15 protein-coding genes and 3 tRNA genes are annotated in these 14278 nt (G+C 67.4%); 9 read left to right on the top strand and 9 right to left on the bottom strand.

What is annotated here, in order from left to right:
* Positions 1-73 precede the first annotated feature (73 nt).
* A complete protein-coding gene (locus ACQU6B_RS01140) occupies positions 74-574 on the bottom strand; it encodes a beta-class carbonic anhydrase (RefSeq protein ID WP_430868211.1) in 501 nt (166 codons plus the stop codon).
* Between the two features lie 314 nt (positions 575-888).
* On the opposite strand from ACQU6B_RS01140, the gene galT reads away from it, so the two are divergent.
* The 3 genes from galT to galE all read left to right on the top strand — a co-directional run bounded on the left by galT (position 889) and on the right by galE (position 4360).
* Positions 889-2061, top strand: coding sequence for a galactose-1-phosphate uridylyltransferase (gene galT, locus ACQU6B_RS01135; protein ID WP_430869258.1), 1173 nt, complete (start codon positions 889-891; stop codon positions 2059-2061).
* Positions 2058-3233 (top strand): galactokinase, encoded by a 1176-nt coding sequence (gene galK / locus ACQU6B_RS01130; protein WP_430868210.1) that lies wholly within the window; start codon positions 2058-2060, stop codon positions 3231-3233. Before galT ends, galK begins: the two co-directional genes overlap by 4 nt.
* Positions 3234-3382: 149 nt before the next feature.
* The gene (gene galE, locus ACQU6B_RS01125; protein WP_430868209.1) at positions 3383-4360 is read left to right on the top strand and encodes a UDP-glucose 4-epimerase GalE; all 978 of its coding nucleotides are present in this window, start codon (positions 3383-3385) and stop codon (positions 4358-4360) included.
* 297 nt (positions 4361-4657) lie between these two features.
* On the opposite strand, the gene ACQU6B_RS01120 is transcribed toward galE, so the two are convergent.
* Positions 4658-5050, bottom strand: a complete 393-nt coding sequence (locus tag ACQU6B_RS01120; protein ID WP_430868208.1) for a Rid family hydrolase — start codon at positions 5048-5050, stop codon at positions 4658-4660.
* Positions 5051-5158: 108 nt separating this feature from the next.
* Between ACQU6B_RS01120 and ACQU6B_RS01115 the strand changes: the two genes are divergently transcribed.
* Together ACQU6B_RS01115 and ACQU6B_RS01110 are read left to right on the top strand one after the other, a co-directional pair.
* Positions 5159-5977: an SDR family NAD(P)-dependent oxidoreductase gene (locus ACQU6B_RS01115; RefSeq protein ID WP_430868207.1), complete on the top strand. Its 819-nt coding sequence runs from the start codon at positions 5159-5161 to the stop codon at positions 5975-5977.
* A gap of 9 nt (positions 5978-5986) precedes the next feature.
* Positions 5987-6214: a hypothetical protein gene (locus tag ACQU6B_RS01110; protein WP_430868206.1), complete on the top strand. Its 228-nt coding sequence runs from the start codon at positions 5987-5989 to the stop codon at positions 6212-6214.
* A gap of 118 nt (positions 6215-6332) precedes the next feature.
* Here the strand turns inward: ACQU6B_RS01110 and ACQU6B_RS01105 are convergent, their stop codons facing one another.
* Together ACQU6B_RS01105 and ACQU6B_RS01100 are read right to left on the bottom strand one after the other, a co-directional pair.
* Entirely contained in the window at positions 6333-6677 is a 345-nt protein-coding gene (locus ACQU6B_RS01105; protein WP_430869257.1) for a metallopeptidase family protein, read from the bottom strand.
* Positions 6678-6694: 17 nt separating this feature from the next.
* A complete protein-coding gene (locus ACQU6B_RS01100) occupies positions 6695-7045 on the bottom strand; it encodes a metallopeptidase family protein (RefSeq protein WP_430868205.1) in 351 nt (116 codons plus the stop codon).
* Positions 7046-7167: 122 nt separating this feature from the next.
* Here ACQU6B_RS01100 and ACQU6B_RS01095 point away from each other — a divergent pair.
* The 4 genes from ACQU6B_RS01095 (at position 7168) to ACQU6B_RS01080 (ending at position 8967) form a co-directional block, all read left to right on the top strand.
* Positions 7168-7240: transfer RNA gene (locus ACQU6B_RS01095), tRNA-Glu, on the top strand.
* A gap of 62 nt (positions 7241-7302) precedes the next feature.
* A tRNA-Asp gene (locus ACQU6B_RS01090) sits at positions 7303-7376 on the top strand.
* A gap of 79 nt (positions 7377-7455) precedes the next feature.
* Positions 7456-7531 (top strand) — tRNA-Phe (locus ACQU6B_RS01085).
* 167 nt (positions 7532-7698) lie between these two features.
* Positions 7699-8967 carry a hypothetical protein gene (locus ACQU6B_RS01080; RefSeq protein WP_430868204.1) on the top strand — a complete coding sequence of 423 codons (1269 nt, stop codon included), beginning with the start codon at positions 7699-7701 and terminating at the stop codon, positions 8965-8967.
* On the opposite strand, the gene ACQU6B_RS01075 is transcribed toward ACQU6B_RS01080, so the two are convergent.
* The 5 genes from ACQU6B_RS01075 to ACQU6B_RS01055 form a co-directional block, all read right to left on the bottom strand.
* A complete protein-coding gene (locus ACQU6B_RS01075) occupies positions 8960-10531 on the bottom strand; it encodes an ABC transporter permease (protein ID WP_430868203.1) in 1572 nt (523 codons plus the stop codon). The two genes, ACQU6B_RS01080 and ACQU6B_RS01075, sit on opposite strands and share 8 nt — an antisense overlap.
* Entirely contained in the window at positions 10528-11337 is an 810-nt protein-coding gene (locus ACQU6B_RS01070) for an ABC transporter ATP-binding protein (protein WP_430868202.1), read from the bottom strand. Before ACQU6B_RS01070 ends, ACQU6B_RS01075 begins: the two co-directional genes overlap by 4 nt.
* A 4-nt stretch (positions 11338-11341) precedes the next feature.
* Positions 11342-12400, bottom strand: coding sequence for an adenosine deaminase (gene add, locus ACQU6B_RS01065; protein ID WP_430868201.1), 1059 nt, complete (start codon positions 12398-12400; stop codon positions 11342-11344).
* 18 nt (positions 12401-12418) lie between these two features.
* A complete protein-coding gene (locus ACQU6B_RS01060) occupies positions 12419-13474 on the bottom strand; it encodes an ABC transporter substrate-binding protein (protein WP_430868200.1) in 1056 nt (351 codons plus the stop codon).
* Between the two features lie 99 nt (positions 13475-13573).
* Complete coding sequence (locus ACQU6B_RS01055; protein WP_430868199.1) at positions 13574-14158, bottom strand: TetR/AcrR family transcriptional regulator; 585 nt, start codon at positions 14156-14158, stop codon at positions 13574-13576.
* Positions 14159-14278 lie beyond the last annotated feature (120 nt).

The raw sequence follows: 14278 nt of genomic DNA, 5'->3' as shown, positions 1-14278 counted from the left end.
GATTCGCGGCACGATGCCGCAAATCCCAAGTGCCCAGATTACGCCCGGCAACCATTTATCACCAGGGGGAGCGTTACTCGGCGGGCGAGAATACCTCGCGCAGCTCGCCCGAAGCGACGTCGAAGACGAACCCGCGAACCTGCGATTTGTCGACCAGGAAGGGGTTGCGGCGTACCCGTTCGATCGACTGGCGGAGGTCCGCGTCAAGGTCGCGGAAGCTCTCGGGACTCCAGGTGGGCTTGAGCCCCGTCTCGTCGAGAAGCTCGTTGCGCAGCTCGTCATCGGTGAACGTCAACGCGCCACAGTCCGTGTGGTGAACGAGCACAATCTCGCGGGTGCCGAGCTTGCGCTGGGAGATCACGAGCGAGCGGATCACGTCATCCGTCACTACGCCACCGGCGTTGCGGATGATGTGCGCATCGCCCAGTTCCAGGCCGAGCATCGCGAACGTGTCGAGGCGGGAGTCCATGCACGAGACCACGGCCAGCTTGAGTCGCGGCGGAAGCGGGAGGTCCGGAATATAGGCGGCCGCATACTCGTGATTGTTGGTCAGCAGCTGATCGGTAACGGCCATGAGTGCCTCCATCGTTCTGGCGCGCGGACTCCGATGCCCTGCGCACGTCTGCCGTCAGCCTAGGGCAACCTTTGAGGTGGCCCGCCACTGGCGCGGATGCGCACGCAGCAAGCACGATGAGCTCGGTCACACTGGCCGGGCGAAAGCTGTTCACAACAGTCCCGCAACAATTGCCCCGCGACCCCCTGATCGCGTATTGTTCACGTTAACATCGTTGATTAGCAGTTGGCGGTGAACAATGTGGCCCTTGCACGTGCGCAATGCGCTCGCACTGGCCCCGAAGAGAGGCAACGATGAGCAGCGGGTCCGAGGCAATGAAGCCAAACGAAGTATCCGAAACCCGGGATAGGTCGATCCGCGTAAGCCGCGACCATCTCGCGGACGGCCGCGAGATCATCTACTTCGACGACCGCGACACGTCCCTGACGGCCAATCGCAAAGCGGACGCCCGCAGCCTCGATCCGCGCCCCGCGACGGCCACCGCGCGACAGGACCCCCTGACCGGAGAGTGGATATCCGTGGCGGCGGCGCGCCAGAACCGCGTCATGCTTCCACCCGCGCACCTTGACCCCCTCGCGCCCCAGACCCCAGAGAACCCCTCCGAGATCCCGGACAACTACGACGTCGCGGTGTTCGAGAACAAGTCGCCCTCCTTTGGCCCGCAAGCCACCGTCGACGGCGACGGCTTCTCCGATGACATCGGGCTCGAACGCACCGCGTCCTCCGCCGGCCGCTGCGAAGTAGTCTGCTTCTCCCCCGCACACGACGGCTCGTTCGCCTCGCTGGGAGAGAACCGCGCACGCACCGTGATCGAGGCCTGGGCCCACCGCACCGCGGAATTGTCGAAGGTACCCGCCGTCAAGCAGGTGTTCCCCTTCGAGAACCGCGGCGAGGCCATCGGCGTCACGCTGCACCACCCGCACGGCCAGATCTACTCCTACCCGTATGTCACCCCCCGCACGCAGCGCCTGCAAGCGAGCGTCGCCAACTACGGTTCCTCGCTCATGTCGGACATCCTCGACCGCGAGCGCGGCGGATCCCGGGTCCTCATCGCCGGCGAGCACTGGACCGCCTTCGTCCCGTTCGCGGCGCGCTGGCCAGTCGAGATCCACGTGCTTCCGCACCGCGACATCCCGGACTTCGCCCACACGTCGCTGGCCGAGCGCGACGAGCTGGCGAGCCTGTACCCGCGCGTGCTCCGCGGCGTCGACGCCCTCTACGACACCCCCACCCCGTACATCGGCGCGTGGCACCAGGCCCCCCTCGAGCGCGGCGACGGGATCCGCCTCATGGCGCAGATCACCAGCCCCCGCCGAGCGGCCGACAAGCTCAAGTTCCTCGCGGGGTCAGAGGCCGCCATGGGCGCCTGGATCGCGGACGTCTCCCCCGAGACCGCCGCCGGTAACCTCCGCGAAGCCATCGCGAGGGCCGACGCCTCAGCCACAGCATCGTCCCCCGCCACGCCAGACCTGAAGGACGCCTCATGACCACCGCCGATTCGACCCCCTCCCACCCCGCGGACGCACGAGAACTGGCCGGCTGGGGCGTCTGGTCGGCGCCGGGGCGCGTCAACCTGATCGGCGAGCACACCGACTACAACGGCGGCCTGGTGCTTCCGCTCGCGATAGACCGTCGCACCACCTGCACCGTCTCGCCGCGCGCGGACCGCATCCTGCGGGTCACCTCCACGGCGGGTGACGGCCAGGCGGTCGAACTCGCCATCGATGACCTCGCTCCCGACGCCATGGCCGGCTGGTCCGCCTACGTGCTCGGCGTCGCGTGGGCGCTGGGGGAGATGGGCGCAAACCTTTCCGGCGTCACCGGGTTCGACTTCGAGCTCGACTCCGACGTGCCCATCGGCGCGGGCCTGTCCTCGTCTGCCGCGATCGAATGCGCGGTTGCCGTGGCCCTCAACGACCTTTGGAACCTGGGCCTATCCCCGATGGAGCTTGCGCGCGCGGGCCGACTCGCGGAGAACAGCGCCGTGGGTGCCCCCACCGGAATCATGGACCAGTCCGCCTCGATGCTTGGCGAGGCTGACCACGCAGTCTTCCTCGACTGCACAACCGAGGTCGCGCAGAGCGTGCCCCTGCACCTCGAGGAGAACAACCTCGCGCTGCTGATTGTCGACACCCGCGTGGAGCACGCTCACGCCACTGGCGGCTACGCCTCACGCCGAGCCTCGTGCGAGAAGGGCGCGGAGGCCATGGGGGTGAAACTACTGAGTGAACTATCGGTGCACGACCTGCCCACGCTGAGCGAGCGCGTCGACGACGAGACGTACCGCAGGGTGCGTCACGTCCTCACAGAGAACCAGCGCGTCGCGGACACCGTCGAAGTCCTGCGCGACAAGGGCCCCCTGGCGATAGGCGAGCTGCTTTGCGCCTCACACGCCTCGATGCGCGACGACTTCGAGATCTCGGTTCCGGAGATGGATCTGGCCGTAGACACCGCGATGGCGACCGGCGCAGTGGGCGCGCGCCTCACGGGCGGCGGCTTCGGTGGGTCCATGGTTGCCCTGGTTCACCAGGAGGACGTCGACCCAATCTCCGCCGCTATCGCCTCCGCATTCGCGGCGGCTGGCTACGCCGCACCGCAGGCCTTCACTGTTCATGCAGCGGCCGGCGCCCACCGCGACTCGGTCACCGCTAGCAAGTAGCGCACCTCACCTCACCGCACGGCACGGCACGGCACGGCACGAGGATTCATCGGGTGGTTGAATATCACCAACCGATGCGCACAAGATTCATCAGGCGGTTGACTGCCTCGCGGTATCCGGCGCCGGACTAGAAGCTAAGGACGTTAGACATGACTTGGATGGTGACCGGCGGAGCCGGCTATATCGGCTCACACGTCGTCAGGGCGCTCACGGGCGCCGGCATGAGCGCCGTGGCCCTGGACGACCTGTCGTCGGGCTTCGAGGACTTTGTCGAAGACGGCGTGCCTCTGGTGCGCACCAGCATCCTGGAGGGAGAGGCTGTGACCGCCGCCATGCGCGAGCACGGAGTCACTGGCGTCATCCACTGCGCGGGATACAAGTACGCGGGCGAGTCAGTCAAGCGCCCCGTCCACACCTACCGCCAGAACGTCGAGGGCCTGGGCGTGCTGCTCGACTCGATGGCCGCGGCGGGCGCAGGTCGCCTCGTGTTCTCATCCTCCGCCGGCGTCTACGGGACCCCCTCAGTTGACCTCGTCACCGAGGACACCCCTACGACTCCGGAGTCGCCCTACGGCGAGTCGAAGTTGATCGGCGAGTGGCTGATCCGAGACCAGGTGCGCGCCCTCGCCGGTTCCGACGCGCCTCTCACGGCGACCAGCCTGCGTTACTTCAACGTAGTGGGATCAGGGTTCGCGGACATCTACGACGCGTCGCCTTACAACCTCTTTCCCCTGGTATTCGCAAAGCTCGCGGCCGGTCAGACGCCGGCGATCTTTGGCGACGACTACGCGACGGAGGACGGCACCTGCGTGCGCGACTACGTCCACGTCAGCGACCTGGCCCACTCTCACGTGGCCGCCGCCCGCATGATGGAAGCCGGCCGCGAGTTGGCGCCGGTCTACAACCTGGGCTCCGGTGCCGGCACCTCGGTGCGCGAGATCATGGACGCAGTGCGCACCGTCACCGAGATCGACTTTCAGCCACGCATCGAGCCGCGTCGCGCCGGGGACCCCGCGCGCATCGTCGCGACCGGCGAGTTGGCGGGAGACGACATCGAGTGGAAGAACAGCCACGACGTGCGCGAGATGGTCGCCACCGCGTGGGCCTCTCACCCCAAGGGCGCCTAACCTGCGCCAGGTTCGCGCAGGGGGCCGGTTTCCCGTCGAGCCGCTGGGCACCTACCGGTAGCCCGACTCGGGCCGACTCGAACCTCCCCGGTTCACATGGCGGTGAGGTTTCCACCGTCTCCCGTCCCAGCGTTCAACTGGTGGTTGAGACTGGTCTGGTCTGCCACCCAGCGTTCAGACGGTGGTTGAGTCTGGCGTGGTCTGCGTCCCAGCGTTCAGCCGGCGGTCGAGACTGGTCTGGTCTGCGTCCCAGCGTTCAGCCGGCGGTCGAGACTGGTCTGGCCTGCCACCCAGCCCTCAGCTCACGGTCGATTTGCTCCCCTGCACCACCGCGTCGACCTGCATCTCGACCCTGTAGCGCGGGTCGGCGAGCGCGCTCACCTCAACCAGGGTCGCCGCCGGCAATACGTCTGCGAAGGCCTCACGGTGCGCCCGCGCGACCAATGGCATATCCGCGATGTCGGTGACGTGGGTGAGTGTGCGCACCACATCACCCAGCGACGCCCCCGCCTCGGCGAGGGCTGCGGCGATGACCCGCAGCGCATCGGCCGCTTGGACGTAGGCATCTCCATCGACGGCGTCGCCGCGGGCACAGGATCCAGAGACCCAGACCTGGTCGCCCACCCGCACCGCGCGCGAGTACCCGTAGTCCCGCTCGAAGGGTCCGCCCGAAGCGAAGTTCTGTCTCATGCGGTCATCGTATGGGCAGGTGCGCCGTCGCTCGGCGGGCGCACCCGGCGCGCCCACGCGAGCCCGCCAACGCAATTCGTGCCCCAGCAGCCCGGCTACCCTCAGACTATGACTGACCCCATCCTTATCACCGGCTGCTCAAGCGGCATGGGCCGCGCGGCCGCCCTCGCACTCCTCGAGCGCGGGCACACCGTGTACGCCACCGCCCGACGCCCCGAGACCCTCGCGGACCTAGAGGCAGCGGGCGCTCACGTGCTGGCACTCGACGTCACCGACATCGAGTCGATGCGCGCCGCCGTCAGCGCCGTCGAGTCCGAGCATGGCGCCGTGGGCACGCTCATTAACAACGCCGGCTACGCTCACCCCGGCCCCATCGAGACCGTCCCCGTGGAGGACGCTCGCGCGCAGTACGAGACCAACGTCTTTGGACTCACCCAGATGTGCCAGCTGGTGCTGCCCGCCATGCGCGCCGCCGGCAAGGGGCGCATCATTAACGTCAGCTCGATGGGCGGACGCATGACGCTCCCCGTGGGCGGCTGGTATCACTCGACCAAGTACGCCGTCGAGTCGCTTTCCGACGCGCTGCGTATGGAGACGCGACCCTTCGGGATCAAGGTCGTACTGATCGAGCCCGGCGCCATCAAGACGGAGTTCGACTCCACGGCGGGGATGGGCACGAACATCGACTTGCAATCCCCCTACTCTCGGCTCCAGATCGAGAATGCGAGGGTCTTCGAGGGCGCCTACGGTGCCGCAGCGAGGAGCGCCGAGTACGGCGCCAAGAGCTACGTGAAGGCGGTCGAGGCCCGCAGGCCGCGTCATCGCTACCTGAACACCGCCGCAGGGCGTTTTGTGGTCTACACGCGCCACTTCCTGGGCTCGCGATTCTGGGACGCCTCGGTCAGCCGCGCTTTTCACTGGCGTTAGCCTGAAGTCATGGAACCATTCAGCATGATCAAGGGCACCGAGGTGAAGGTCTTCAGCCTCGAGGACAACGACACCACGCTGGTGGTCGCCAATTCCGATACCGCGCGACCCGAGGTGCCCGCACGCCTGCAGTACGAGGTGTGCGAGAACGATGCGGAGTCTCAGGCCGTGGTGCAGAAGTTCGTCTTCGACCTGCAGCGCCAGGGTTGGGCCGTGGCGGACGAGCCGGTGGTCTAACTCGTCGGACGGAACGTTGGGCGACTGGAGACCCGCGATCGCTCATCGCCGCTAGGCACTCGGCACTATCAGGCGCTGCCAGTCGCTACCAGCCGCCGCATCGGCCGCCCGTGCGCGCCTAGCCCCACCCGAGCTCGTGGAGCCGATCGTCGTCAATACCGAAGTGGTGCGCGATCTCGTGGACCACGGTGACCGTGACCTCTTCGCGCACGTGGTCGGCGTCCTCGCAGAACCGCAGGGTGGGGTTCATGTAGATAAAGATGCGGTCGGGCAGCTCGCCCATGCCCCAGTCGGAGCCGCGCTCGGTCAGCGCCACCCCGTCGTACAGGCCCAGCAGGTCGGGCTCCCCCTCGGGCGACTCGTCCTCGATAAGGATCACGACGTTGTCCACCAGGTCCAGCAGGTCCTCGGGAATCGCGTCCAGCGCGTCGTCCACCGCGGACTCAAAGTCCGCGCGCGTCATCTCAACGGTCACGCCGCTCAGTAGCCCAACTCGTGCAGGCGCGCGTCGTTGATCCCGAAGTGGTGACCCACCTCGTGCACGACGGTCTTGGCCACCCGCTTGTGCACCTGCTCAGGGGTGGTGCAAATGCGCTGAATGGAGCTGCGGTAGATGGTGATGCGGTCGGGCACCTGGCCCATGCCCCAGTCGTTGCCCCTACGGGTGCGTGAGACTCCCTGATACAGGCCTAGCAGGTTGGGCCGGCCCGGCGGGGTCTTGTCCTCCACCAGAATCACCACATTGTCGATCAGCGCCGTGAGGTCATCCGGGATCAGATCCAGGCCCTCGCGCACCGCATCCTCGAACTCCTCGCGTGACATTTCGACCATGCCCCCATTGTCTCGCACTTGGGTGCCAACGATGCCGCCCTGTACCCGAATTGAAGTTTGCCCACGCTTACCCGTATCATTTGGAGGTCCACGGTGGCCTCGCAAGAGATCGCTGTGAACGGGCCCCCATCGTTTAGTGGCCTAGGACGCCGCCCTTTCACGGCGGTAGCACGGGTTCGAATCCCGTTGGGGGTACGACGTTGGGCCATTCATGGTCTAAACTTCATACGTTCCACTTGGTAACAAGGGGAATGCAAGGCCCTGTAGCGCAGTTGGTTAGCGCGCCGCCCTGTCACGGCGGAGGTCGCGGGTTCAAGTCCCGTCAGGGTCGCGGGTTGAATGCCCCTTCTTAGGAAGGGGCATTTGTCTCAGTGGGGTACGGCTTCTCGCCGACGCCGTATTCCACGCCTGGCTCTGTAGCTCAGTTGGTAGAGCGCACGACTGAAAATCGTGAGGTCACGGGATCGACGCCCGTCGGAGCCACCAAAGTCGAAACACCCACCAGCCCCGCCCACGCATCCGATGCGCCGAGCGGGGCTGTTTCGTTTTCCCCGGGGCCACGCCCGGCCATGCCCGCGCGATCGCGCCGGAGCTGTCATAAACTTTGGCACCGGCACGCGCGAGAAGACCTACGCAACCCTTTGGAGAGCACCGTGAGCGAAGTAGATGGCAAGCCCCCTGTCCCCGCAGCGACCGTGACGCCCCCCGCATCGGCAACTGGGGCCGCCCTCGGACCCAAGGTGAGCCCGCTTCCCGACGACTTCCAGGAGCGCGTCTTCAAGGCCATCGCGGTCCAGCGCCCCGCCGCGACCGCGTACATCAAGGAGATCCGCCGCAAGGACCCCTCCGCGACCCCCGCCCAGGTGATGAAGACCATCGAGTCGCAGTACGTCGCGACCACCACGATCGCGAGCGCCGCGGTCGGGGCCTCGGCCACCATCCCCGCGGTCGGGATCCCCGTGGCCATCGGCCTGGGATTCGCCGACCTGCTGTTCTTCTACGAGACCACCGCGCTATTCGCCATCTGCATGGCGGAACTGCGCGGCATCCCGATCGACGATCCCGAGCGCGCCAAGGCGGTCGTGCTGGGGGCGGTGCTCGGCGAGAAGCGCAAGAGTAGGGTCACCGAGATGATCATGGCGGCGCTGCCCGCCGGAACCACCATCGCCGGGGCGAGGGGCGTGGCTGGCGCCGCCATCTCCGGCGCCGCACCCAAGTGGGGCGACCTGCTGGCTCAGCAGATTCCGGACTCCGCCCTCGTCCCCGTCACCATGGTGCTCGCGCGGGGCGCGATCGCCCAGGGCGCCGTCATGGGCTCCGTCAAGATCAGCTCGAAGGCCATCCCCGTGATCGGCGCGGCCGCAGGCGGCGTCACCAGTTACTACTTTGGCAGCGCAGTGGTGAAGTCCTGTCGCGCCGGCTTCTCCGCCCCCGCTCCGGCCTGGCCCGACTGGCTCGAGCTCACGGACAGCGACGGCGACGGCGTTCCCGACCCCTCCAAGGCCGTGCTCGCGATGCGTGCGGCCTCCGGCTCCGCAAAGGATTTTGGCGAGGGCATGTGGTCGCGCATCGTCGATGCGACCGAAGCGTTCCGCAGTGGCGCGTCGGGTGACGGCAGCACGACGGAACCGCCAAGGGCGCTGACCGCGGCCAAGGGCGCGGCCACGACTGTCGGGCGCGCTGGGGGCGAGGCGGCTAGGGCCATTGGCCGGGCAGGCGGCGGGGCAGCGAAGGCCGTAGGACGGGCCAGCAGCGGCGCTGCAGGGACCGTGGGCCGCGTCGGGGGTGACGCGGCCAAGGCCGCCGCACGCGCCGGCAGCGGCGCCGCCAAGTCCGTCGGAGGAGCAGCCGGCACCACTGCGGCGAAGGTGGCCGGCGCCGTCAAGCGCGACAAGAAGTCGGGCGACGACGGCGTCAGCTGAGACGCCTGCGCAGCACAACCGCCTCGACCACCTGCGCCACCGCGTGCAGCATCACGGTGACCACCACGAGGACAGCGACCGATGCCCAGACCTCGGAGTTTCTGGCGGCCCCCAGCGCCGTCACGATCGACGACCCGAGGCCCTGCCCGGTAGCCAGCCACTCCACGAGTAGCGCGCCCGTAAAGGCCGCTGGGATGGATACCTTGAGGGCCGTGAGGAACGCCGGCACCGCGTTCGGCATCCGGATCAACCTCAGGGTGGTCGACTTTGACGCGCCGAACACGTCGGCGACGTCCGTTAGGCGCGCGTTCGCGGTGCCCAGTGCCACCGTGAGCGTCACAAGGGCCGGCAGCAGCACCACCAGGCCGCCGATGGCGACCACCACTCCCCAGCCGCGTCCCAGGATGAGGACCAGGATCGGCACGATGGCCACGATCGGCACGGAGCGCATGAACATCGACATCGGCACGAAGGCCTGCGCCGCCCCTGGCCGCAGCGTAAAGATGATCGCGAGCGCCAGCGCGGTGCCTAGCCCGGCGACCAGCGCCAGCGTCGCGTCCACGAGCGTCACCTGCAGGTTCGCGGCGACCTCGGCCAGGTTGCCGCTCTCCGTCAGCCAGCGCGCGACGTCGACCGGGCCCTTCGCGACGTAGGTCGGGACGTCGAACGCGACGAGCGCGACCTGCCACAGGACCGTGATGATGGCCAGGCTAGCCAGCACGGACAGCAGCGTACGAGTGCGCCACCCGCGACGCCTGGTGTCCAGCACGCCGGCACCCACGGGCGCCACGTCCGACCCCGCGGCGCTCCCGTAGAGCCAGCGCACAATGACCGTGCGCGAGGACCCCAGCGCAATGTAGAGGATGGCGGACACCGCGGTCGCGAGCGCCGCGGCCGCCCAGACCCGTTCGGGCTGGCCGGTGGAGCCCGCGACAAGCAGCACCACGCCCAGGCCCTGCGCCCCGCCGAAGTACTCGCCGAGGATCGCCCCGAGCAGTGCCGCGGGCGCGCCGATCTGGAGTGCGGAGAGCGCGTTGGGGATCGCGTTGGGGGCTCGCAGGTGCACCAGGCTAAAGCGGCGCGGCGCCCCGTAGACGGCCGCGAGCTCGAGCGCGTTGCGATCCACGCTGTGCAACCCCGCGACGAGCAACTCTGTGGAGACGTAGAAGACGGACAGCGCCGCGAGCAGCACCGCCGTGCCAGACACTCCCCCGCCCGCCGAGGACCCGATCAGCACGATGCCGATGGGGCCGATCGCGACCACGGGCACGCAGAACGTCACGAGCGCGACGCGCATCGCGCTGGCCTCGATCGCCGGAACGAGGGCGATGATCGCGGCCACCACCAGGGCCGCGCCCATGCCGATCAGGAAGCCCCAGCCCGCCTCCATCAGCGTGGCGCTCACGTGGGGAAGGAAGAATCCGCCGCCATCGGTGGCGATGCTCGCCCCCACGGCCAGCGGATCCGGCATCGAGGGGATGGACTGCGACATCAGTACCCACACCACGCCGATCACGGCTAGGCCGAGGGCGTAGGGAGCAAAAGAACGGGCAACGCGTCTCATGCGTTCTGCTCCTCGGTAGGCGTCGGTTGGGCGTCAAAGATGAGAGAGCTCGCGTGGTCCTCGAGCTCGTGGAACTCGGGCCACCGCATCATCTCCGCGGTTCGCGGCCTGGGCAGGTCGACGGGGATGACTTCCTGCACCCGTCCGGGGCGCGCGGACATCACCGCGATCTGGTCCGACAGCAGCACCGCCTCGGAGACCCCGTGGGTCACCATCAGGGTGGAGGCCGGCGACTCCCCAAGAATGCGCTGGAGTTCCAGATTGAGTCGCAGCCGCGTCATATCGTCGAGGGCGCCAAAGGGCTCGTCGAGCAGGAGCACCTCCGGGCGCAACACCAGCGCCCGCGCGATCGACACGCGCTGCCTCATTCCACCGGACAGCTGGCCCGGCTTGGACTTCGCGAAGGCGCTCAGTCCCACCAGTTCGATCAACTCCCGGACCGCCTCGCGGTCCACTGGTTGTCCCGTGGCCTTGAACGGCAGCGCGATGTTGGACTCGACGGAACGCCAGGGCAGCAGCGCCGCCTCCTGAAAAGCAATACCAATCGCCGATGCGTGGCGGAGCTCCTCCGGGGAACTCCCGTGGACGGTCGCAGTCCCCCCGGAAGGCTCCTCCAGCCCGGCGAGGATGCGCAGCACCGTCGACTTCCCGCACCCCGACGGCCCGATCAGTGACAGGAAGTCGCCCGGCGCGCTGGTGAGGTCCACGGATTCAAGCGCGCGGACCTCACCGTCCTGGGTGGCGAAACTCTTACTCAGGCCGCTGAGATTGATGCCAGACCCGTCGGACTGCAACGCTGCGTTCATGGGGTTAGAGCGCCTCCTCGGCACTCGTCGCGGCTGGGGTGCGCTCGGCCACCCAGGCCTCGAGTTCCGCCACGTAGCTGTCCCGCAGGTGAGTGGGCAGCCACGAGGACAGGAAGGAGTTGCGGGCGATCTTGACCACCTGGTCTCGGTCCAGCCCGGCGTACTCCTGCAGCGCCACGTAGTTGTCCCCCACGTAGCCGCCAAAGTAGGGCGGGTCGTCGGAGTTCACGCTGATCAGCGCGCCGCGGTCGAGCATGGCGACGATCTCGCCCGCCTTCATCCCCGGGTTCACCTGCGAGTTAGACAACGGGCAGGTCGTGAAGCCGATGCCGCGGGAGATGGCGATCTCCAGCAACTCGTCGTCCTCGACGATGTTGGTGCCGTGGTCGATCCGGTCGACCTCCAGCTCCATCAGCGCCTGCCGGATGTGCTCGATCGAGTTCACCTGGTCGATGTCGCAGTGGACGGTGACCATGTAGCCCTCCGCGCGGGCCCGGGCCATGACGTCCTTGAAGTCGATGGGCGGGTGGTCCTGCTCGTTGGAGTCCAGGCCGACGCCCAGGATCCACTCCTTGTACGGGAGCGACTCCATGAGCGTCGCCATCGCGTACTTCACCCCGTGGTCCCGCAGGAAGCACATCACCAGAGCGGCGTGGATTCCGAACTCGCGCTCGGCCGTGATGATGGCGCGGCGGTATCCGCTGACGAACGTGGAGAACGGGACGCCGCGCGAGGTGTGCAGCTGGGGGTCGAAGAAGATCTCGACGTGCCGCACGCCCTGCGCCGCCGCCCTGCGCAGGTACGCGGAGCACAGGTCGAAGTAGTCCTGCTCGGTCCACAGGACGTCCATGTTCGGGTAGTGGACGTTCAGGAACGACTCGAGGTCGTGGAACTTGTACGTCTCCCGGATCTCGTCGGCCGTGGTCTGCTCCAGCTTGATGCCGTTGCGCTCCGCGATGACGAGCTTGAGCTCGGGCTCCAGGGTGCCGTCGATGTGCAGGTGAAGCTCGGCCTTGGGGATCTCCCTGGCGAACGTCGCGTCGTCGATGATGAGTGGCTGCATGAGGTGTGTCCGTTCCGCTTAGTTGAGGAGCTCAGGGTGGGCCGCGTAGACGGCGTCGATGAGAGTCGTGTCGAAGATCTGCTCCGCGGTGACGTCATAGCCGATGAGCGCCAGCGAGGCGATGGAGCGCGCCTTGGTCTCGTCGGAGATGGTGAGGAGGCCATTGGCTGCGGTCTCGTCGGAAACGAGGAGGTCGGCGTTCTGGATTCCGACCAGGCGAGCCTCCGTGTCTACATCGAGGCCCAGGTCGGCTCCGTAGACGTCGGTCGCGAGGCGCACCGTCTCGTCGGGATCCGCGATCGAGTCCCTCCAGCCCATCGCGAGCGCGGTCAGGAACGCCGTCAACTCTTCCGGGCGTTCCGCGATCGACTCGTCGGTGGCGATGTAGGACTTGGTCACGTACGGAAGCCCAAAGTCCTCGTACTTCATGAGTGATACGTCGTAGCCCGCGTCGGCAAGGACCAACGGCTCATTGGTGACGTAGCCGGGCATGGCGTCCACGCCGCCGTTGACGAGGTCCATCGGGTCATACGTCACGGGCACCTTGGTCACCTGCGAGGGGTCAATGCCGTTGGCCTCGAGGAAGCCGTCCACGATTAGCTCGGTGTTTCCCGGCTGCACGCCGATGGTCTTGCCAATGAGGTCTGCGGGCTCGTTGATGCCCGAGTCGGCCAGCGACATCATCGCGGACGGGTTGGCCTGGTATTCGGTGGCGATGATCTTGAGGGGGGCGCCCTCCTCTACCACCACGGGGGCCAGGGCCGCGGGAGTGGAGATGCCGAGGTCCGCCTGCCCGGAGAGGACTAGCGACTCGGTGGCCGACGGGCCGGGCAGGAACGTGACTGACTCGAAGCCAGCATCGGCGAAGTACCCGCGGTCGTCGGCCATGAACTCGCCGCCGAACTCCGCGTCGGGAACCCAGGAGAGCTGGACGGTGATGTCACCGTAGGCGGCAGCCTCAGAGGATGCGCTGGAGGAGGACTCGGGCGCCTCCTCGGACGAGCTGCAGCCGGCTAGCAGGGCGGAGGCGAGGAGGAGGGCGCCGCCAGCGCGCATGGTGTTGTTGAATCGCATTCTTGAATCCTGTTCTGAGATGGGACTTAAGGGGAACTACGGGCAAAATGGGCGCGAAGGGACGCGCTGTAGTGCTGGATTGGACGTTCTGAGGGCGCGCTACCGGGGAGCGTCTACCGTGTCGATGATGAGTTCCATGACCCAACCGACGACGTCGGCGACCTCGTCACCGTCCATGTCGAAGGCATCCTTGAGGACCACCCACGGCAGGAAACTGTTGAGGTAGTGAAGCGCGGCGAGTACGCGGCGCCGGGAGACGGGGTCGAGGGTCGGGTTCGCCTCGTCGAGGCACTGGGTGAGCTGCGCGAGGAAGTCCTCCGTGTAGCCCTTCATGACCTCCTGGCCGACGCTCGACTGCGCGAGCGCCCGCGAGAGGTTGGGGTTGCGGTCCAGGTAGGCGCTCGCCTGGGCGATAACCCCAGGAAGGTCGGAGAGCTTCTCGAGCGGGATGACGGGGAGCAGGTTCACGCGGCACCAGTCTCCGAAGGCCGCGACCAGGTCGCTGCGCGCGGGAAAGTGGCGGTGCACGGTGCGCGCCGTGACTCCGGCGCGTGTCGCGATCTGGCCCATGGTGATCTCGTCGTTGAGATTGTCTTCGAGCAGCGAGGCAAACGAAGCCAGGATCTGGTCCCGGGTCTGCGCGATGCGCTCGTCGGCCCTAGCGCGGCGTCCGTCTGTGTTCATGTCAGAACTCTGACATCAATATATTTCCGTGCTGTGTCGTCGTAGTAACACTTGCGTGGCTAGCGGCTGGGAGCGCCTCGCCTTGCCCGGATGCGGCATTAAAGGTGGAAACCGCCCTTG

It is taken from the genome of Demequina aurantiaca (genome assembly GCF_050598105.1).
In the GTDB taxonomy this organism is placed as follows: Bacteria; Actinomycetota; Actinomycetes; order Actinomycetales; family Demequinaceae; genus Demequina; species Demequina aurantiaca_A.
Note: the sequence above shows the minus strand (reverse complement) of the source record. Positions and strands in the feature narration are given on the sequence as shown.

Bases quoted from the DNA above. Each gene is read 5' to 3' on its own strand.
- ACQU6B_RS01140 (WP_430868211.1), bottom strand. From the start codon at position 574: ATGGCCGTTACCGATCAGCTGCTGACCAACAATCACGAGTATGCGGCC.
- galT (WP_430869258.1), top strand. From the start codon at position 889: ATGAAGCCAAACGAAGTATCCGAAACCCGGGATAGGTCGATCCGCGTA.
- galK (WP_430868210.1), top strand. From the start codon at position 2,058: ATGACCACCGCCGATTCGACCCCCTCCCACCCCGCGGACGCACGAGAA.
- galE (WP_430868209.1), top strand. From the start codon at position 3,383: ATGACTTGGATGGTGACCGGCGGAGCCGGCTATATCGGCTCACACGTC.
- ACQU6B_RS01120 (WP_430868208.1), bottom strand. From the start codon at position 5,050: ATGAGACAGAACTTCGCTTCGGGCGGACCCTTCGAGCGGGACTACGGG.
- ACQU6B_RS01115 (WP_430868207.1), top strand. From the start codon at position 5,159: ATGACTGACCCCATCCTTATCACCGGCTGCTCAAGCGGCATGGGCCGC.
- ACQU6B_RS01110 (WP_430868206.1), top strand. From the start codon at position 5,987: ATGGAACCATTCAGCATGATCAAGGGCACCGAGGTGAAGGTCTTCAGC.
- ACQU6B_RS01105 (WP_430869257.1), bottom strand. From the start codon at position 6,677: ATGACGCGCGCGGACTTTGAGTCCGCGGTGGACGACGCGCTGGACGCG.
- ACQU6B_RS01100 (WP_430868205.1), bottom strand. From the start codon at position 7,045: ATGGTCGAAATGTCACGCGAGGAGTTCGAGGATGCGGTGCGCGAGGGC.
- ACQU6B_RS01075 (WP_430868203.1), bottom strand. From the start codon at position 10,531: ATGAGACGCGTTGCCCGTTCTTTTGCTCCCTACGCCCTCGGCCTAGCC.
- ACQU6B_RS01070 (WP_430868202.1), bottom strand. From the start codon at position 11,337: ATGAACGCAGCGTTGCAGTCCGACGGGTCTGGCATCAATCTCAGCGGC.
- add (WP_430868201.1), bottom strand. From the start codon at position 12,400: ATGCAGCCACTCATCATCGACGACGCGACGTTCGCCAGGGAGATCCCC.
- ACQU6B_RS01060 (WP_430868200.1), bottom strand. From the start codon at position 13,474: ATGCGATTCAACAACACCATGCGCGCTGGCGGCGCCCTCCTCCTCGCC.
- ACQU6B_RS01055 (WP_430868199.1), bottom strand. From the start codon at position 14,158: ATGAACACAGACGGACGCCGCGCTAGGGCCGACGAGCGCATCGCGCAG.